The organism is Pseudomonas sp. Colony2 (genome assembly GCF_019382755.1).
GTDB lineage: Bacteria > Pseudomonadota > Gammaproteobacteria > Pseudomonadales > Pseudomonadaceae > Aquipseudomonas.
The window spans coordinates 4,336,270-4,353,574 of sequence record NZ_CP080030.1 but is presented as its reverse complement, the minus strand read 5'-3'; the positions used below and the strand labels follow the sequence as shown (position 1 = coordinate 4,353,574).

21 protein-coding genes are annotated in these 17,305 nt (G+C 60.9%); 18 read left to right on the top strand and 3 right to left on the bottom strand.

Annotation, left to right across the window (positions count from 1 at the left end; genetic code table 11):
* Positions 1–13: 13 nt before the first annotated feature.
* Positions 14–505 (top strand): L-2-amino-thiazoline-4-carboxylic acid hydrolase, encoded by a 492-nt coding sequence (locus JV201_RS17220; RefSeq protein ID WP_010173377.1) that lies wholly within the window; start codon positions 14–16, stop codon positions 503–505.
* On the top strand, positions 502–1,737 hold the full coding sequence (locus JV201_RS17215) for a Zn-dependent hydrolase (RefSeq protein WP_219405777.1): 1,236 nt from the start codon (positions 502–504) through the stop codon (positions 1,735–1,737). Before JV201_RS17220 ends, JV201_RS17215 begins: the two co-directional genes overlap by 4 nt.
* 151 nt (positions 1,738–1,888) lie before the next feature.
* Here the strand turns inward: JV201_RS17215 and JV201_RS17210 are convergent, their stop codons facing one another.
* On the bottom strand, positions 1,889–2,677 hold the full coding sequence (locus JV201_RS17210; protein ID WP_087694199.1) for a helix-turn-helix transcriptional regulator: 789 nt from the start codon (positions 2,675–2,677) through the stop codon (positions 1,889–1,891).
* A gap of 85 nt (positions 2,678–2,762) precedes the next feature.
* Between JV201_RS17210 and JV201_RS17205 the strand changes: the two genes are divergently transcribed.
* The 8 genes from JV201_RS17205 (at position 2,763) to JV201_RS17170 (ending at position 9,642) form a co-directional block, all read left to right on the top strand.
* A complete protein-coding gene (locus JV201_RS17205) occupies positions 2,763–3,761 on the top strand; it encodes a bile acid:sodium symporter family protein (protein WP_219405776.1) in 999 nt (332 codons plus the stop codon).
* An 88-nt stretch (positions 3,762–3,849) separates the two neighbouring features.
* On the top strand, positions 3,850–5,040 hold the full coding sequence (locus tag JV201_RS17200) for a sugar transporter (protein ID WP_003207980.1): 1,191 nt from the start codon (positions 3,850–3,852) through the stop codon (positions 5,038–5,040).
* 12 nt (positions 5,041–5,052) lie between these two features.
* Positions 5,053–5,421 (top strand): lysozyme inhibitor LprI family protein, encoded by a 369-nt coding sequence (locus JV201_RS17195; RefSeq protein WP_214498627.1) that lies wholly within the window; start codon positions 5,053–5,055, stop codon positions 5,419–5,421.
* A 192-nt stretch (positions 5,422–5,613) separates the two neighbouring features.
* Positions 5,614–5,817, top strand: a complete 204-nt coding sequence (locus JV201_RS17190; protein ID WP_374707370.1) for a toxin-antitoxin system YwqK family antitoxin — start codon at positions 5,614–5,616, stop codon at positions 5,815–5,817.
* Complete coding sequence (locus JV201_RS17185) at positions 5,814–6,242, top strand: hypothetical protein (RefSeq protein WP_087694196.1); 429 nt, start codon at positions 5,814–5,816, stop codon at positions 6,240–6,242. Before JV201_RS17190 ends, JV201_RS17185 begins: the two co-directional genes overlap by 4 nt.
* Positions 6,243–6,260: 18 nt before the next feature.
* Positions 6,261–6,731, top strand: coding sequence for a hypothetical protein (locus tag JV201_RS17180; RefSeq protein WP_219405774.1), 471 nt, complete (start codon positions 6,261–6,263; stop codon positions 6,729–6,731).
* Between the two features lie 435 nt (positions 6,732–7,166).
* Positions 7,167–8,720: a TerC family protein gene (locus JV201_RS17175; protein WP_177008264.1), complete on the top strand. Its 1,554-nt coding sequence runs from the start codon at positions 7,167–7,169 to the stop codon at positions 8,718–8,720.
* A gap of 79 nt (positions 8,721–8,799) precedes the next feature.
* The gene (locus JV201_RS17170) at positions 8,800–9,642 is read left to right on the top strand and encodes a PhzF family phenazine biosynthesis protein (RefSeq protein ID WP_003207988.1); all 843 of its coding nucleotides are present in this window, start codon (positions 8,800–8,802) and stop codon (positions 9,640–9,642) included.
* Here JV201_RS17170 and JV201_RS17165 read toward each other — a convergent pair.
* Positions 9,578–9,955 carry a co-chaperone YbbN gene (locus tag JV201_RS17165; protein ID WP_083853230.1) on the bottom strand — a complete coding sequence of 126 codons (378 nt, stop codon included), beginning with the start codon at positions 9,953–9,955 and terminating at the stop codon, positions 9,578–9,580. The genes JV201_RS17170 and JV201_RS17165 overlap by 65 nt on opposite strands.
* A gap of 147 nt (positions 9,956–10,102) precedes the next feature.
* The gene (locus tag JV201_RS17160) at positions 10,103–10,339 is read right to left on the bottom strand and encodes a hypothetical protein (RefSeq protein ID WP_003207990.1); all 237 of its coding nucleotides are present in this window, start codon (positions 10,337–10,339) and stop codon (positions 10,103–10,105) included.
* A 335-nt stretch (positions 10,340–10,674) separates the two neighbouring features.
* On the opposite strand from JV201_RS17160, the gene JV201_RS17155 reads away from it, so the two are divergent.
* The 8 genes from JV201_RS17155 (at position 10,675) to JV201_RS17120 (ending at position 17,295) form a co-directional block, all read left to right on the top strand.
* A complete protein-coding gene (locus JV201_RS17155) occupies positions 10,675–11,523 on the top strand; it encodes a transporter substrate-binding domain-containing protein (protein WP_003207992.1) in 849 nt (282 codons plus the stop codon).
* 52 nt (positions 11,524–11,575) lie between these two features.
* Positions 11,576–12,238 carry an amino acid ABC transporter permease gene (locus tag JV201_RS17150; RefSeq protein WP_219405773.1) on the top strand — a complete coding sequence of 221 codons (663 nt, stop codon included), beginning with the start codon at positions 11,576–11,578 and terminating at the stop codon, positions 12,236–12,238.
* 9 nt (positions 12,239–12,247) lie between these two features.
* Complete coding sequence (locus tag JV201_RS17145; protein ID WP_003207996.1) at positions 12,248–12,910, top strand: amino acid ABC transporter permease; 663 nt, start codon at positions 12,248–12,250, stop codon at positions 12,908–12,910.
* Entirely contained in the window at positions 12,907–13,692 is a 786-nt protein-coding gene (locus JV201_RS17140) for an amino acid ABC transporter ATP-binding protein (protein ID WP_003207998.1), read from the top strand. The genes JV201_RS17145 and JV201_RS17140 overlap by 4 nt, the downstream gene beginning before the upstream one ends.
* Before the next feature lie 23 nt (positions 13,693–13,715).
* Positions 13,716–14,105 (top strand): RidA family protein, encoded by a 390-nt coding sequence (locus JV201_RS17135; protein WP_219405772.1) that lies wholly within the window; start codon positions 13,716–13,718, stop codon positions 14,103–14,105.
* Positions 14,106–14,274: 169 nt separating this feature from the next.
* On the top strand, positions 14,275–15,039 hold the full coding sequence (locus tag JV201_RS17130) for an IclR family transcriptional regulator (RefSeq protein WP_003208002.1): 765 nt from the start codon (positions 14,275–14,277) through the stop codon (positions 15,037–15,039).
* Between the two features lie 9 nt (positions 15,040–15,048).
* A complete protein-coding gene (locus tag JV201_RS17125) occupies positions 15,049–16,257 on the top strand; it encodes an amino acid deaminase (RefSeq protein ID WP_102369341.1) in 1,209 nt (402 codons plus the stop codon).
* Positions 16,258–16,386: 129 nt separating this feature from the next.
* Complete coding sequence (locus tag JV201_RS17120; RefSeq protein ID WP_177080231.1) at positions 16,387–17,295, top strand: sugar kinase; 909 nt, start codon at positions 16,387–16,389, stop codon at positions 17,293–17,295.
* The last annotated feature ends 10 nt before the right edge of the window (positions 17,296–17,305 follow it).

The following is a 17,305-nucleotide window of genomic DNA, read 5'->3' as shown; positions in this document are numbered from 1 at the left end:
ACGGAGGCACACAATGAGCAAGCTGGAAGGTGAACTGGGCATCCTGGCCCGGCGGCGGATCGAAGCCGAAATCATCAAGCCGATCTACGAGATCCTGGTGCGCGAGCAGGGCAAGGACTTTGCGGCGGCGGTGATCGGCGAGGCGGTGGGCAATGCAGCGATCCAGGCCGGCAAGCACTTTGCCGAGCTGGAAGAGCAGGGCGCCGACCTCAAGAGCTTTGTCGAGCTGCAAGTGCTCTGGGAAAAGGACGATGCGCTGAAGGTCGAGATCATCGCCAGCGACGCCGAGCACTACGACTATGACGTGAAGCGCTGCCGCTATGCCGAGATGTATCACGAGATGGGCCTGGGCGAGATCGGTCACCTGCTGTCCTGCAACCGCGACGAACTGTTTATCGTCGGCTACAACCCGGACATCAAGCTGACCCGCACCCAGACCATCATGGGCGGTGCCCATCACTGTGACTTCCGCTACCGGGCCAAACCCCAGGAGCCGCGTTCATGAACGACTTGGCGCGGGTCAATGGCGAGCGCCTGTGGGGCTCGCTGATGGAAATGGCGCAGATCGGCGGCACCGAAAAGGGCGGGGTCTCGCGCCTGGCCCTCACGGATGAGGACCGCCGCGGTCGCGACCTGTTTGTGCAATGGTGCGAGGCGGCCGGGTGCAGCATTCGGGTGGATGCCATGGGCAATATCTTTGCCCGTCGCGCCGGGCGCCAGGATCACCTGGCCCCGGTGCTGACCGGTTCCCATGGCGATTCCCAGCCGGCGGGCGGCAAGTACGACGGTATCTACGGCGTGCTGGCCGGGCTGGAGGTGGTGCGCACCTTGAATGACCTGGGGATTGAAACCGAGCGGCCAATCGAAGTGGTGAACTGGACCAATGAAGAAGGCTCGCGGTTTGCGCCGGCGATGATTTCCTCGGGGGTGTATGCCGGGGTGTTTGACCTGGAGTACGGCCTGTCCCGGGAAGACAAGGCCGGGATCACCATCGGCCAGGCGTTGCAGCAGATTGGCTATGCCGGTGCGCATCCGGTGGGTGGCCAGGCGGTGCATGCGGCGTTTGAGTTGCATATCGAACAGGGGCCGATTCTTGAGGCACAGGGCCTGACCATCGGTGTGGTCACCGGCGCCCAGGGCCAGCGCTGGTATGAAGTGGAACTGAGCGGGCGCAGCGCTCATGCCGGGACGACGCCGATGGATCACCGGCTCGATGCATTGCTCGGATTTGCCCGGGTGGTGGAGGCAGTCAATCAGATCGGCCTGGAACAGGGCGCCGAAGGGCGGGCGACGGTGGGCATGGCGAATATCTTCCCCAATTCACGCAACGTGGTGCCGGGGCGGGTGTTTTTCAGTGTGGAGTTTCGGCATCCGGATGAAGCGGTGCTGGGGTATCAGGATCGGCAGTTGCAGGCGGCGGTGGCGCGGATCGCCGAGGGGATTGGTTTGCAGCACAGCGTGAAGCAGATTTTCCAGTACGCGCCGATTGCCTTCGACCCTGAGTGTGTGGAGGTGGTGCGGGCTTCGGCGCAAGCGTTGGGGTATAGCCATCGCGACATGATTTCCGGGGCCGGGCATGATGCCTGCTACCTGAACCGGGTGGCGCCGACGGCGATGATTTTTGTGCCGTGTGTGGAGGGGCTGAGCCATAACGAGGCGGAGGAGATTCATCCGCAGTGGTCGACGGCGGGGGCGGATGTGTTGTTGCAGGCGGTGTTGGCCAAGGCGCAACGCTAACGGGATCAACGCGGGACAAAATGTGGGAGCGGGCTTGCTCGCGAATGCGGTGGGTCAGTCAATACATGTGCTGGCTGAACCACCGCATTCGCGAGCAAGCCCGCTCCCACGGGGGCCCTGTTCTCTTTTTGAGGTCTTTGTTGTCTGATGATCAGAGGAAGAACTCACCGGGTGTGGCGTCGAACTGCTGGCGGAAGGCGTTTATGAAGGCCGAGGTGGATTCGTAGCCGCAGGCCAGCGCCACATCGGTCACGCGTTCGCCTTGTTCCAGGGCGGGCAGGGCGCTCAACAATCGCAGGCGCTGGCGCCATGCGCGGAAGGTCAGGCCGGTGTCGCTCAGGAACAGCCGGCTGAGGGTTTTCTCGCTGACCGCCAGTTTCTGGCTCCACTGCCCCAGGGTGGTTTGCTGCTCCGGGTGCAGGTTCAGGCTGCGGTAAATCTGCCGCAAGCGGCTGTCGGCGGGCAGCGGCAACATCAGGTCGACCTGGGGCGCGGCGGCCAGTTGGTCCAGCACCACTTGGGCCAGCCGTCCATCCGGGCCATCCTCGGCGTATTCCACCGGCAATTCGCTGAAGCTGCGAATCAACTCGCGCAACAGGCTGCTCACCGCCAGCACCTGGCAGCGGTCGGCCGCCCAGGCGGTGACGCTGCAATCGAGGTACAGGCTGCGCATCTCGGTATGGGGCGAACTGAACACCCGGTGTGGCATGCCGGCCGGTATCCACACGGCTCGCTGGGGTGGCGCGACGAAGCGTCCTACGCTGGTCTGGATCTCCAGCACCCCGGATATTGCGTAGGACAACTGCACCCACGGGTGACTATGGCGGCGGGTCAGCGCGCGGTTGGGCAGGGATTCGGTGCGGCCATACACCGGCCTGGGCAGGCTGGAAAGCCCGGGCACGCTGCGGCGCACAGTTTTGTCATGTCCTTTTGGCGGCATTTAATGGCTCATTGGCGTTAGTCGGTAACAAGCCGTTACGTTAGAGTCGCGACGATGCTCTTGGCAACCCCTGGAAGATTGGCCTATGACTCGCCCACGCTTTTTACCTGACAACTTCACCCTGACCCTGGTGGCCACGGTGATCCTCGCGTCCCTGCTGCCCGCCAGCGGCCAGACCGCCGTGGCCTTTGGCTGGGTGACCAACCTGGCCATCGCGCTGCTGTTTTTCCTGCACGGCGCGAAACTGTCGCGCCAGGCCATTGTTGCCGGTGCGGGTCATTGGCGCCTGCACCTGCTGGTGTTCAGCCTGACCTTCGTGCTGTTTCCGTTGCTGGGCCTGGGGCTCAAGCCGGTGTTGTCGCCGCTGATCGGTAAAGACCTGTACATGGGCATGCTCTATTTGTGTGCGTTGCCCGCCACCGTGCAGTCGGCGATTGCCTTTACCTCGCTGGCCCGGGGCAATATCCCGGCGGCGATTTGCAGCGCGGCGGCGTCGAGCCTGTTCGGGATCTTCCTGACGCCATTGCTGGTGACGTTGCTGCTGAATGTGCATGGCGATGGCGGCTCCACCGTCGATGCGATCCTGAAAATCAGTGTTCAATTGTTGCTACCGTTCATCGCCGGGCAAATCGCCCGTCGCTGGATCGGCGAGTGGGTAGGGCGTAACAAATCCTGGCTGAAGTTCGTCGACCAGGGCTCGATTTTGCTGGTGGTCTACGGCGCCTTCAGCGAAGCGGTCAACGAGGGCATCTGGCACCAGATTCCGTTGTGGGAACTGGGTGGCCTGGTGGTGGCGTGCTGTGTGTTGCTCGCGCTGGTGCTGGTGGCGTCCACGGTGCTGGGCAAGGCTTTTGGCTTCAGCCAGGAAGACCGGATCACCATTCTGTTCTGCGGCTCGAAGAAAAGCCTGGCCACCGGTGTGCCGATGGCCCAGGTGTTGTTTGCCGGGGCGAGCATGGGGGTGCTGATCTTGCCGCTGATGCTGTTTCACCAGATCCAGTTGATGGTCTGCGCGGCGCTGGCCCAGCGCTATGCCAAGCGTCCTGAGTCGATTCCCGAGCTGATGGGGCAAGTCGATCCCTGAATCGTCGTGTTACTATTTTTTGCGCGCGGCTCAAGGCCCGGCATCGGGCCGGCTTGATCTGCGCGCAAACGAGTACGACGACCTGTAAATGAGCATTTCCGCCGCAACACCTCAAGCCAACTGGCAACCGGTCTTCGCTCTCGCGTTGGCCGCTTTCGTTTTCAATACCACCGAATTTGTACCGGTCGGCCTGCTGAGTGCCATCGGCGCGAGCTTCGACATGCCCATCGCCAGCGTCGGCCTGATGCTGACCATCTATGCCTGGATCGTGTCCCTGACCTCGCTGCCGGTGATGCTGCTGACCCGTAACGTCGAGCGGCGCAAGCTGCTGATCGTGCTGTTCGGCATGTTTATCGCCAGCCATATCCTGTCCAGCGTGGCCACCAGCTTTGGCATCCTGATGCTCAGCCGGGTCGGCATTGCCCTGTCCCATGCGTTGTTCTGGTCGATTACTGCCTCCCTCGCGGTGCGTTTGGCGCCGGAGGGCAAGCAGGTGCAGGCCCTTGGGTTGCTGGCTACCGGTACTTCCCTGGCGATGGTTCTGGGTATTCCGCTGGGCCGCCTGCTGGGCGAAGCCATGGGCTGGCGCACCACCTTCCTGGTGATCGGCGCGTTTGCCGCCGGGCTGGTGTTCTGGCTGGCGCGCACCTTGCCGCTGCTGCCGAGCCAGAACTCCGGTTCGCTGCGCAGCTTGCCGCTGTTGTTCAAGCGCCCGGCGCTGGTGGCGTTGTATGTGCTGACGGCGATGGTGGTGACGGCGCAGTTCACTGCCTACAGTTATGTTGAGCCGTTTGTTGAAGGTGTTGCCGGTATGAGTGGCAATACGGTGACCCTGATCCTGCTGGTGTTTGGCGGCGCGGGAATTATTGGTTCGTTGTTGTTCAGCCTGGTGCATCGCTTTAATCCGCACCGGTTCCTGATCAGCGCGGTGACCATACTGGCGCTGTGCCTGGCGTTGTTGCTGCCGTTGAGTGGCGAGGTGTCGTACCTGGTGACCCTGAGTGTGTTCTGGGGCATGGCCATCATGGGTTTTGGCCTGGCGTTGCAATCGAAGGTGCTGGTGCTGGCGCCGGATGCCACGGATGTGGCGATGGCGATGTTTTCCGGGATCTACAACATCGGTATTGGCGGTGGGGCGTTGATGGGCAGTTGGGTGGGCAGCCACTTTGGTTTTGCCTGGATCGGCGCGGCGGGCGGGTTGCTGGCAGCGGTGGCGTTGATTGGGTATTGCCTGGCGATTTATCGGTTTGGGCAGGGTGTGGCGCGTAGCCCTCTGTAGGAGGTAATTTTCATGGCAGTTCGTTTGATTAAACCGGCGGTATTCGCAGTGCTCGCCGGGTTTTCTGTGTTGTGGCTCAGCCCTGTGAGCCTGGCGGCCAGTTTTGACTGTGACCGGGCAAAGGCGGCTGACGAGAAAACTATCTGTGCCACGCGCTCCCTGAATGATCAGGACGTGACGATGGCGCTGCTTTATGACCTGAACCGGCACTTCATGGCTATGGGCGGACGTGGTTCGTTGATGGATGATCAGGCTGTGTGGCTCAAGCAACGGCATACCTGCCGCGCCCAAGTCAGTTGCCTGAGCAAAGCCTATACGCAGCGGATTGCGATGTTGCGTAGCTTCATTGATGAGCGGGTGATGACGAAAGGGCCGTTCTGAATAACGGGCATAAAGGTACAACGCCGGCTAAAGTCAGTTTTCTCAACAGAGTCTGAAAGCACATCAACACACCGCAGCAGGTTTGCCATGGACGAAAAACCAGACGCGTTACACATAGCGGAAATTCCCTACGAGACCGGTGAGGTTCGATTCAGGTATTCGCGTTACCTGTCCGAGGACGGCACGCAATGGATTCGACATGGGCTATTTCGCGCCTACCACCCAAACGGCAACCTGGCTTCCGAGGGGAATTACGTGGATGGCGCCGAACACGGCGACTGGCGGGACTACCACGACAATGGACAGGTGGCGGCGCAGGGCATTTATGAGCGTGGCCAGGAAGTTGGGCTGTGGTCGTTCTGGGATGCAGATGGATCTCTGGAGGAGTCCTCATGACCACTGAGCTTGCAGCGTCGCTGCACGAAGAGATCCAGTCGTTATGCAGTGCAGGTGATCAATTGGCCGATGACGGCCGTTATGAAGAGGCCATCGAGCAATACAACAAGGCCTGGATCTTGATCCCCGAGCCGAAAAATGATTGGGAAGCCTCCACCTGGGTATTGGCTGCCATCGCTGATGCATGCTTTTTATCCGGATTCAAAGGCTCAGCCCGGGATGCCTTGGACTATGCGATGACCTGTCCGGGCGGTCTCGGAAATCCGTTTTTACATCTGCGCCTGGGGCAGGTTTTGCTGGATCAGGGCCACGATGATCAGGCCGCCGATGAATTGATGCGGGCATACATGGGTGCAGGGGCCGAGATCTTTGACAACGAGGATGGGCGCTATCTGCGCTTTCTTGGCACGCGGGCAAATCTCTAGACGCGAGGGCGGGTGTTGATGTCCACGTTGGTAATGATCCGGCAACAATGTTTGCTTTTGAATGGCGCGCGCGCCGTTGAGCCTGGGTTTCTTGATGAGGTGCAGAGCCACCTTGGCCTGGAGCTTGCGGATGATTTTCGTGAGGCTGCCGAGTTCTTCGATGGCTCTGGAATCTACGTTTTGCCCTTGCACGCAATAGGGTGGGCGCCTGCGCCGAATGTCCTGGACGAAACCAGACGTCTTCGAGAGCGTGCCGGGCTTGCGCGGCAGTTTTTGGTATTAGCCCAACCGCCGGCCAGTTTGATCGTGATGGATTGCTCGGGCGGAGGCGGTCGGGTGATTTGGTGTGATGACGTGGATGTGTGCCGCCTGGGTAGGGAGGCCTTGTTGACTGCGCCGGATTCATGGCCGACGTATACCGCGTTTCTTGAATACCTGATCAGTGAAGAGCAGCAAGATCGTGTTGATCTGCCCGACGATAAAGCTTGATGCTACGAGCCTGGCTGAAGTCCGGCGAGAGGGTGACGCGGAGCGTCACGGTATGCATTCCCACGCAGAGCGTGGGAACGATCAAATGCTCAAAATTTGTTATGGGCTGTCCCAACCATAGTGAAAAATTGTTGGCTCACGACATTCTCCCTAATATCAGAATGTTCGATCCTACAGATCTTGTAATAGTTTTGCATTGTAGGAAATTCTTGTTTCGCCTGTACGATTCAAGTCCTTTTTCCACAACAGGAACTACATGAACACCCTCTCGGAGCCTCCCAGTCGTCTTTCCCCAAGACATTCACTGCCGCCGTTCCCGCTGATCGCCTGCCTCCAGGCCAAGCATCCCGTCTTCCGATTGCCTACCCTTACCCGGTCCCTAGATCGTGCGTTGCCGTGCCCGGCATTCTGAAAAACTTGAAGAGATACTGAGAAATGGAATGGTTAGCGGATCCAACGGCCTGGCTCGGCCTGTTGACTTTGATTGTGCTGGAGCTGGTGCTGGGCATCGACAACCTGGTGTTTATCGCGATCCTGGCGGACAAGCTGCCGCCGGAGCAGCGTGACCGTGCGCGTCTGATCGGTTTGTCCCTGGCGTTGCTGATGCGTCTGGGCCTGTTGGCAAGTATTTCCTGGTTGGTGACCCTGACCCAACCGCTGTTCGAGGTGTTCGACAAGAGTTTCTCGGGCCGTGACTTGATCATGCTGTTTGGTGGTGTGTTCCTGTTGTTCAAGGCCACCATGGAATTGCATGAGCGCCTTGAGGGGCATGTGGCTCAGCGCACTGGCAACGTGGCCTATGCGATGTTCTGGCCGATCGTTGCGCAGATTGTGGTGCTGGATGCGGTGTTCTCCCTCGATGCGGTGATTACCGCCGTGGGCATGGTGGATGAGCTGGCGGTGATGATGATCGCGGTGATCATTTCCATCGGCCTGATGATCGTTGCCAGCAAGCCGCTGACCCGTTTCGTCAACGCCCACCCGACGGTGATCATGCTGTGCCTGGGCTTCCTGATGATGATCGGTTTTGCCCTGACGGCCGAAGGCCTGGGCTTCCACATTCCCAAAGGCTATCTGTACGCGGCCATCGGCTTCTCGATCCTGATCGAGCTGTTCAACCAGATCGCCCGGTCGCGCCGCAAGAAGTCGGCCCAGGGCACGCTGCCGAGACGTGAGCGCACGGCCCATGCGGTGATGCGTTTGCTCGGCGGGCGTAATCTGGCAGTGGAGGAGGTAGGTGAAGAGGTCGCCGACCTGCTGGATAACCCCGATGCCAACGGCGGGCCGCTGTTCGACCGGCGCGAGCGGGTGATGATCAGTGGCGTGCTGCAACTGGCTGAACGCCCGATCCGTACGCTGATGACGCCTCGGGCGAAGGTGGACTCTATAGATCTGTCGGACGATCCCGACACTATCCGCCTGAAACTGATGCATTCGTCTTACTCGCGCCTGCCCTTGATCCGCAACGGTAATGTCGACGAGCCATTGGGCTTTGTGCACAAGAAGGAGTTGCTCAAGGAATACCTGGCCGGTAACGAGCCGAACCTGGAGCACCTGGCGCGCCGGGCGGTCAACTTGCTGGAGAGTTTTTCGATTCTCAATGCCCTGGAGCAGATGCGTCAGGAGTCGACTCACATTGCCTTCGTGATCAACGAATTCGGCGACTTTATCGGGGTGTTGAGCATGACCGACATCCTCGAGTCCATCGCCGGTGAGTTGCCGGATGCGAGTGAGGTCGAAGGCCCGGATATCGTCGAGGAGGAGGGTGGTTTTCGCGTTAATGGCGCCTTGAACCTCAACCTGATCCGCCAGCGCACCGGCTTCAAGGCTGTGGCGACGGAGGATTACCAGACCCTGGCCGGGCTGGTGATGAGCCTGCTGGATCGACTGCCGGTGGTCGGTGACAGCCTGGAACATGAAGGCTGGCGCCTGACCGTGGCGGCGGTGGAGGAGCGGCGGGTCACGCAGGTGTTGCTGGCCCCTCTTTAACGGGTGAATTTCATTCGACGCTGGGCTGGCCTTTGGATAGCATCGCCGCTCACTGAACCGTTAAGGAAGGGTTACCCGAATGACTTTGGACGTGCTTAAGATTTCTGCATTCTGTGACGGCAACCAGGGCGGTAACCCTGCAGGTGTTTGGATCGGTGACAGCCTGCCGGAAGCTGCAGAAATGCAGCGTATCGCCCACGAAGTCGGGTTTTCGGAAACCGTATTCGCCTGCCCGCAGGATGACGGCTGGCGCGTGCGGTACTTCGCGCCGGAGTCCGAAGTTGCGTTTTGCGGGCATGCCACCATCGCCCTCGGTGCGGCCTTGAGCCTGGCGCTGGGCGATGGCGAATTCCACCTGGCGTTGAACAATGGCGATATCTCGGTCAGCGGTCGCAGCGAAGGCGACCTGATCGAGGCCGCGCTGCAATCCCCGCCAACCCGCAGCGCACCGGCCAACGATGCCCTGGTGGACGCGGGCCTGACCTTGTTCGGTTACACCCGCAATGACCTGGACCCGAGCATTCCGCCGGCGATCATCCATGCCGGCATTTCCCACCTGGTGCTGGCGCTCGACAGCCGCGCCAAACTCAGCCAGATGCACTATGAACTGGAAGCCGGTCGCCGCTACATGACCGACGCCGGTTTGGGCACCGTGGTGCTGGTGTTTGCCGAAAGCCCGACGCTGTTCCACACCCGCAACCCGTTTGCGGTGGGCGGCGTGTACGAAGACCCGGCCACAGGTGCCGCGACCGCTGCCTTTGCCGGCTACCTGCGGGACCTGGGCTGGCCGCACAACGGGCGCATCGACATCATTCAAGGCGAGGACATGGGCAGCCGTTCGCGCCTGCAGGCGCAGATCACCGATGAGAAGGGTGCCTCGATTCGGGTTTCGGGGACGGCGCGGTTGATGTTGGAGGACTGATTCTGGTCCTGGCGAACGTCTCCCTCAGCGTTTTTTCGTCGAACCCCTCCAGCTTATTGATCATCTTGCCATTCTGGAAAACCAGCAGGGTAGGCGTGCCGGTAACCTCGGGATGCCTAGGGGTTCGGGCAGTGTCGAGCACCAGGCTCTTCACGGAGCTGGCGTATTTCCCGGCAATCCGTTCAAACAGTGGCCCGGCTTCCCCGCAGGCCGGGCAGTGCTGCGAAACAAACAGCATGAACACCGTTCTATGCGTCTTGAGCAACTGCTGATACTGCTCGGCATCGGCAATCACCGCCGTTGCAATTCCCATGATGATCTCCTTGAGCGAAAGGCCTGGCCCACGCTAATCCCGGCGATCAAAACCGTCTACTGTCAAAACTAACAGGTACCCACCTCCAAGTAGCCCATTGTGGCGAGGGAGCTTGCTCCCGCTGGGCTGCGCAGCAGCCCAAAGCCTTCAGCGCTCCGCCCGCTCCCGAGCCTTCTTCGCCAACCCCACGCACTGCTTATAGTCACCCTGATCCTTGGCATCCTTGGCCCTGCGATACCCATGATGATTCTGCGTGGTGTAGTTCGTACTGAACGCCGCCTTCAGCCTGACCAGCTCGGCCTTGCATTCGCGCCGGTCATCCTTGGCGAACACCTGGGTGGCAAATGCCAGCGACAACAACATAAGGACAAGACTGATCTTCATCTGAACGCGTTCCTTGGAGGGTCGATCATCTGCCAAGACTAGCCCAGCCACGGAATTCTTCCATCCGGCCACTGCACCGCTTTCGTGCACGGTAACGACCCGCCCCCGCACCCAAATGTGGCCTGTCACCCCGGTGTGTAGCCAACGGTAGCAACCTGATTGCAGCGGCTGGCCCAGTGCCTTATCGCTGATAAAAATCTATCCCGTTGATTTAAAAAGAAATTAATCCAGAAATATTTTTCTGTTACTGCGTGTGGCACACTTTCTGCTGTTTATTCCGTTGTTACATACTAAGTTCCGGTATAGCGGAATACACAATCCCTGGAGTGCTTGTCATGCATCACCGACCTTCCGTGTTCAAAGCGTGTGTTTTTCTCTTCGCCGCATCGGCTTCCCTCGCCAGCGTAGTGCAGGCGGCGGACAGCAAGCTCGATACAGTGCTCAAGCGTGGGCACCTGATCGTGGGTACAGGCAGTACCAATGCGCCGTGGCACTTCCAGGGAGCGGATGGCAAGTTGCAGGGTTTTGACATCGACATCGGCCACATCGTGGCCAAGGGTCTGTTCAATGACCCGAGCAAAGTCGAATACGTGGTGCAGTCTTCCGATGCCCGCATTCCCAACCTGTTGACCGACAAGGTCGACATGAGCTGCCAGTTCATCACCGTTACCGCCAGCCGCGCGCAGCAAGTGGCCTTCACCCTGCCGTACTACCGCGAAGGCGTGGGCCTGCTGCTGCCGGCCAACAGCAAATACAAAGAGATCGAAGACCTGCAAGCCGCTGGCGACAGCGTCACCGTGGCCGTGCTGCAGAACGTCTACGCCGAAGAACTGGTGCACCAGGCATTGCCCAAAGCCAAGGTCGACCAGTACGACAGCGTCGACCTGATGTACCAGGCCGTGAACTCCGGGCGTGCCGACACCGCCGCCACCGACCAGTCCTCGGTCAAGTACCTGATGGTGCAAAACCCGGGCCGCTACCGCAGCCCGAGCTACGCCTGGAGCCCGCAAACCTATGCGTGCGCCGTCAAGCGTGGCGACCAGGACTGGCTGAACTTCGTCAACACCGCCCTGCATGAAGCCATGACCGGTGTGGAATTCCCAATGTACAAGGCCTCGTTCAAGCAATGGTTCGGTGTGGACCTGCCAGAGCCTGCGATCGGTTTCCCGGTTGAGTTCAAGTAATTCGTAAACCCTGGGGCGTCGCTGACGGCGCCCCAATCAGGTACTGCCGACCATGAACTATCAGTTGAACTTTGCCGCTGTGTGGCGCGATTTCCCCAGCTTGCTGGCGGGGCTCGGCCTCGGCCTTGAACTGGCACTGCTGTCCGTCGCCATCGGTTGCGTGATCGGCCTGTTGATGGCGTTTGCGATGCTGTCCAAACACCGTGCGCTGCGCATCGTGGCCTCGGTGTATGTGACGGTGATCCGCAACACCCCGATCCTGGTGCTGATCCTGTTGATCTACTTCGCCTTGCCCAGCCTGGGGATCCGGCTGGACAAGATCCCCTCGTTCATCATCACCCTGTCGCTGTACGCCGGTGCCTACCTGACCGAAGTGTTCCGCGCAGGCTTGCTGAACATTCCCAAGGGGTTGCGTGAGGCGGGCCTGGCCATCGGACTGGGCGAGTGGCGTATCCGCGCGTACATCACCGTGCCGGTGATGCTGCGCAACGTGCTGCCGGCGCTGTCGAACAACTTTATCTCGCTGTTCAAGGACACCTCCCTCGCGGCCGCCATCGCGGTGCCGGAGCTGACCTATTACGCCCGCAAGATCAACGTCGAAAGCTACCGGGTGATTGAAACCTGGATGGTCACGACCGCGCTCTACGTGGCTGCCTGTTACCTCATTGCCATGCTGCTCCGTTACCTGGAACAGCGTTTGGCAATTCGCCGCTAAGGAGCGCCCATGTACGAATCCCCCAGCTGGCTGCATGAGTTGTGGATCGCCCGGGAAACCCTCTGGGCGGGGTTCCAGACCAGCGTCTACTGCTCGGCCCTGGCCATTATCTTCGGCACCCTGATCGGCATCGTCGCCGGCTTGGTACTGACCTACGGCAAATTCTGGATGCGCGCACCGTTTCGCCTGTACGTCGACCTGATCCGCGGTACGCCGGTATTTGTGCTGGTATTGGCGTGCTTCTACATGCTGCCGGCGCTTGGCTGGCAGATCACTGCGTTCCAGGCCGGTGCCGTGGGCCTGACGCTGTTCTGCGGCTCTCACGTTTCGGAAATCGTGCGCGGTGCATTGCAGGCCATTCCCAAGGGGCAACTGGAAGCGGGCAAGGCCATCGGCCTGACCTTCTATCAATCGCTGGGCTACGTGCTGTTACCCCAGGCGCTGCGGCAGATTCTGCCGACCTGGGTCAACTCGTCCACCGAAATCGTCAAGGCTTCCACCTTGCTGTCGGTGATCGGTGTGGCCGAGCTGCTCCTCAGCACCCAACAGGTCATCGCCCGGACGTTCATGACCCTGGAGTTCTACCTGTTTGCAGGCTTTATGTTTTTTGTCATCAACTACGCCATCGAATTGTTGGGGCGTTACATTGAAAAGCGGGTGGCGTTGCCATGAACCAACTCTCAAAAGAAAGCCAGCCACTGCTGAACATTCGCGGCCTGCGTAAACAGTACGGCCCGGTGGAAGTGCTCAAGGGCGTCGACCTGAGCATGCAGCGCGGCAACGTCGTGACATTGATCGGCTCCAGCGGTTCGGGCAAGACCACGCTGCTGCGTTGCGTCAACCTGCTGGAAGAATTCCAGGGCGGCCAGATCACCCTCGACGGCGAATCCATCGGCTACAGCGAGGTCGGCGGCAAGCGCGTGCGCCACCCGGAGCGGGTGATCTCCCAGCACCGCGCGATGACCGGCATGGCGTTCCAGCAGTTCAACCTGTTCCCGCACCTGACCGCCTTGCAGAACGTCACCCTGGGCCTGCTCAAGGTCAAGAAGATGGGCAAGGACGAAGCGGTTGCACTGGCGGAAAAATGGCTGGACCGTGTCGGCCTGCTGGAGCGCCGCAATCACTTCCCGGGCCAACTGTCGGGCGGCCAGCAACAGCGCGTGGCGATTGCCCGGGCGATTGCGATGAACCCGAGCCTGATGCTGTTCGACGAAGTCACCTCGGCCCTGGACCCGGAACTGGTGGGCGAAGTGCTCAGCGTAATCAAGGGTTTGGCGGAAGAGGGCATGACCATGTTGCTGGTCACCCACGAAATGCGCTTTGCCTATGAAGTCTCGGACAAGATCGTCTTCATGAACCAGGGCCGCATTGAAGAACAAGGGCCGCCGAAAGACATTTTCGAACGCCCGCAATCGCCGCGACTCGCGGAATTTCTCAAGAACATTCGTTTTTAAATCATCACTTCAGGAGATCCATTATGAGCATTACTCGTTACGGCACCGGCGCCACTGCAGGCGGCGGCCAGCCTCGTCCTTTCGCCCGCGCGGTGGAAGCAGATGGCTGGTTGTACGTGTCGGGCCAGGTGCCGGCGGTGGACGGTGAAATCATCACGGGCGGGATCGTCGACCAGACCCACCAGACCATGCGCAACGTGGTGGCGATTCTCGAAGAAGCCGGCTACGCCCTGGAAGACGTGGTGCGTGTGGGTGTATGGCTGGAAGACCCACGGGACTTCTGGAGCTTCAACAAAGTCTTCGGCGAATACTTCAACCCGGAACATGCTCCGGCGCGGGCGTGTGTGCAGGCGAACATGATGGTCGATTGCAAGGTTGAGATCGATTGCGTGGCCTACAAGAAAAAAGGCTAAATGCCCGTCTCTTGAGACCACAGGAGACCCAATGTGGGAGCGGGCTTGCTCGCGAAAGCGGTGGATCAGTTGTAGATGTATTCACTGACACACCGCTTTCGCGAGCAAGCCCGCTCCCACAGGGGGTCTGTGTTGATAGCTACATCTTCAAACGGGACCGACGACTGCCATGACCGAAGACACCATCAAACGCCGCGCCAAAGGCCTCGACCGGGCGTTCGATATCCTCGATTTCCTTAAGGAAATCGGCCAGCCCCTGCGCCCGAATGACATCGCCAGCGGCATCGGCAGCCCCAAATCCACGGTCTACGAACTGGTGGCCTCGCTGCTGGAACGGCGCATCCTCGAAACCGTCGGCAAGGACGGTCACGTCTACCTCGGCCGTCAGCTGTACTTCCTCGGCCAGGCCCACCTGCGCCATTTCGACCTGACCCGCGAAGCCGACCACGCCCTGCAGGAAATCGTCAGCCAAACCCACGAAACCGCCCAGATGTGCCTGCTCAATGGCCGCAAATACACCGTGGCCCTGATGCGCGAAGGCGAGCGGCATTTCCGCATTTCCTCAGACATCGGCGAGAACGCGCCGATCCCCTGGACCGCCTCCGGCCGCCTGCTGCTGGGCCACCTGAGCGACCAGCAAATCATCGACCTGATCGACTACGACGACTTCATCCTCCCGGACGGTCAGCGCCTGCCTCTGGAAACCTTCCTCGGACAAATCCGTCAGGCCACCCTCGACGGATTCTTCTCCTTCGACAGTGTCGCCGACACCTTTACCCACTGCTTTGCCGCCCCGGTTCGGGACGCCCAAGGCATCAGCATTGCGACCCTGTGCATCGTCGCCCCACGGGCCGATGCGATCAAAAACTACAACGACTACCGCCGGGTGCTGATCGACAGTGCGAACAACCTGGCCCGTCGCATCAACGAATAGGAAACCCTTATGTCTGCCTTCAATGCCGTTGAAAAAGGCGCCGCCGCCGTCGGTGCACATCTGGTCCGTGACGTCAGCCTGCCGGCCCTGGTGTTGCACCGCGACGCCCTGGAACACAACATCCGCTGGATGCAGGATTTCGTCAGCAACAGCGGTGCGCAATTGGCGCCTCACGGCAAGACCAGCATGATGCCCGCGCTGTTCCAGCGGCAGATCGAGCAGGGCGCCTGGGGCATCACCCTGGCCAACGCCGTGCAGACCCGCGCTGCGTACGCCGGTGGGGTTCGCCGGGTGTTGATGGCCAACCAACTGGTAGGCGCGCCGAACATGGCGCTGATCGCCGACCTGCTGGCCGACCCCGAATTCGACTTCCACTGCATGGTCGACCACCCGGACAACGTCGCCGACCTGGGCCTGTTCTTCGCCGCCCGTGGCCTGCGCTTGAACGTGATGATCGAATACGGCGTGGTCGGCGGGCGTTGCGGTTGCCGCACCGAACAACAGGTGCTCGACCTGGCCAAGGCGATCAAGGCCCAGCCTGCGCTGGCCCTCACCGGCATCGAAGGCTACGAAGGAGTGATCCATGGCGAGCACGCCATCAGTGGCATCCGCGAATTCGCCGCCTCCCTGGTACGCCTGGCCGTCGACCTGCAAAACAGCGGCGCCTTCGACCTGGCCAAGCCCATCATTACCGCCTCGGGTTCGGCCTGGTACGACCTGATTGCCGAATCCTTCGAAGCCCAGAACGCCGCCGGCCGCTTCCTCAGCGTATTGCGCCCGGGTAGCTACGTGGCTCACGACCACGGCATCTACAAAGACGCGCAGTGCTGCGTACTGGACCGTCGCAGCGACCTCAACGAAGGCCTGCGCCCGGCGCTGGAAGTCTGGGCCCATGTTCAGTCGCTGCCGGAGCCGGGCTTTGCGGTGATCGCCCTGGGCAAGCGCGACGTCGCCTACGACGCCGGCCTGCCGGTGCCGCTCAAGCGCTACAAGGCTGGCGTGCTGCCAGCCGAGGGTGATGACGTGACCGCGTGCAAGGTCACCGCCGTGATGGACCAGCATGCGTTCATGGTCGTCGCACCGGGGGTTGAGCTGCGCATTGGCGACATCATCTCCTTCGGCACATCCCACCCGTGCCTGACCTTCGACAAGTGGCAAGTGGGTAATCTGGTGGATGAGCAATTGCAGGTGATCGAAAGCCTGCATACCTGCTTCTAGACCGAGTCGCGCCTTTCGCGAGCAAGCCCGCTCCCACATTCGACCGAGTTCCTTCAGTTGAAATGCATTCAAATGTGGGAGCGGGCTTGCTCGCGAAGAGGCCCTCCAGTACATCGAGAGACCCCAGGCATGAACACAAAACCCCGCATCGCCCTCATCGGCGAATGCATGATCGAACTGCAACACCGCGCCGACGGCAGCCTGCAACAAAGCTTCGGCGGCGACACCCTGAACGCCGCCGTCTACCTGCGCCGCGAACTGGGTGAACCGAGCACCGTCGACTACGTCACCGCCCTGGGCGATGACAGCTTCAGCGATGCCATGTGCAAGCACTGGGCCGAAGAAGGCCTGGGCCTGGGCATGGTCCAGCGCCTGCCCGGGCGCCTGCCGGGTTTGTACTGCATCCAGACCGATGCCAACGGCGAACGCAAATTCCTCTACTGGCGCAACGAAGCGGCCGTGCGCGACTGCTTCACCACACCGGCGGCCGAGCCGATCCTGGCAGCGTTGCCGACGTACGACGTGGTGTATTTCAGCGGCATCACCCTGGCGGTGCTGGGCGAAGTGGGCCGTGCGCGCCTGCTGGAAACCCTGGTCGAAACCCGCAAGCGCGGCGGCAAGGTGGTGTTCGACAACAACTACCGGCCACGCCTGTGGGCCAGCGTGGACGCCGCACGCGCGGCGTATCACGCGGTGTTGGCCGAGGTGGATATCGCCTTGCTGACCGAGGATGACGAACGGGCGTTGTTCGGCTATGAAGACAGCGAGCAGGTGTTTGCGGCGTACCCGACGATTGCCGAGGTGGCGCTCAAGCGCGGGGCGGATGCGTGTTTGATTCGCTGTGAGGGGGAGCGGTTCGAGGTGCCGGCGTTGGTGGTGGAGAAGGTGGTCGACACCACGGCGGCGGGGGATTCGTTCAGTGCGGCGTACCTGGCCAGTCGGCTCAAGGGCGGCTCGCCGCAGGATGCAGCACTGGCCGGGCATCGGCTGGCGAGCCGGGTGATTCAGGTGCCGGGTGCACTTATTCCCCGAGACTAACGCTGATCGG

Coding starts and splice junctions, on each gene's coding strand:
- JV201_RS17140 (WP_003207998.1), top strand. CDS start 12,907: ATGAACCAACTCTCAAAAGAAAGCCAGCCACTGCTGAACATTCGCGGC.
- JV201_RS17130 (WP_003208002.1), top strand. CDS start 14,275: ATGACCGAAGACACCATCAAACGCCGCGCCAAAGGCCTCGACCGGGCG.
- JV201_RS17135 (WP_219405772.1), top strand. CDS start 13,716: ATGAGCATTACTCGTTACGGCACCGGCGCCACTGCAGGCGGCGGCCAG.
- JV201_RS17145 (WP_003207996.1), top strand. CDS start 12,248: ATGTACGAATCCCCCAGCTGGCTGCATGAGTTGTGGATCGCCCGGGAA.
- JV201_RS17150 (WP_219405773.1), top strand. CDS start 11,576: ATGAACTATCAGTTGAACTTTGCCGCTGTGTGGCGCGATTTCCCCAGC.
- JV201_RS17205 (WP_219405776.1), top strand. CDS start 2,763: ATGACTCGCCCACGCTTTTTACCTGACAACTTCACCCTGACCCTGGTG.
- JV201_RS17210 (WP_087694199.1), bottom strand. CDS start 2,677: ATGCCGCCAAAAGGACATGACAAAACTGTGCGCCGCAGCGTGCCCGGG.
- JV201_RS17200 (WP_003207980.1), top strand. CDS start 3,850: ATGAGCATTTCCGCCGCAACACCTCAAGCCAACTGGCAACCGGTCTTC.
- JV201_RS17170 (WP_003207988.1), top strand. CDS start 8,800: ATGACTTTGGACGTGCTTAAGATTTCTGCATTCTGTGACGGCAACCAG.
- JV201_RS17185 (WP_087694196.1), top strand. CDS start 5,814: ATGACCACTGAGCTTGCAGCGTCGCTGCACGAAGAGATCCAGTCGTTA.
- JV201_RS17195 (WP_214498627.1), top strand. CDS start 5,053: ATGGCAGTTCGTTTGATTAAACCGGCGGTATTCGCAGTGCTCGCCGGG.
- JV201_RS17175 (WP_177008264.1), top strand. CDS start 7,167: ATGGAATGGTTAGCGGATCCAACGGCCTGGCTCGGCCTGTTGACTTTG.
- JV201_RS17220 (WP_010173377.1), top strand. CDS start 14: ATGAGCAAGCTGGAAGGTGAACTGGGCATCCTGGCCCGGCGGCGGATC.
- JV201_RS17165 (WP_083853230.1), bottom strand. CDS start 9,955: ATGGGAATTGCAACGGCGGTGATTGCCGATGCCGAGCAGTATCAGCAG.
- JV201_RS17180 (WP_219405774.1), top strand. CDS start 6,261: ATGTCCACGTTGGTAATGATCCGGCAACAATGTTTGCTTTTGAATGGC.
- JV201_RS17160 (WP_003207990.1), bottom strand. CDS start 10,339: ATGAAGATCAGTCTTGTCCTTATGTTGTTGTCGCTGGCATTTGCCACC.
- JV201_RS17215 (WP_219405777.1), top strand. CDS start 502: ATGAACGACTTGGCGCGGGTCAATGGCGAGCGCCTGTGGGGCTCGCTG.
- JV201_RS17155 (WP_003207992.1), top strand. CDS start 10,675: ATGCATCACCGACCTTCCGTGTTCAAAGCGTGTGTTTTTCTCTTCGCC.
- JV201_RS17125 (WP_102369341.1), top strand. CDS start 15,049: ATGTCTGCCTTCAATGCCGTTGAAAAAGGCGCCGCCGCCGTCGGTGCA.
- JV201_RS17120 (WP_177080231.1), top strand. CDS start 16,387: ATGAACACAAAACCCCGCATCGCCCTCATCGGCGAATGCATGATCGAA.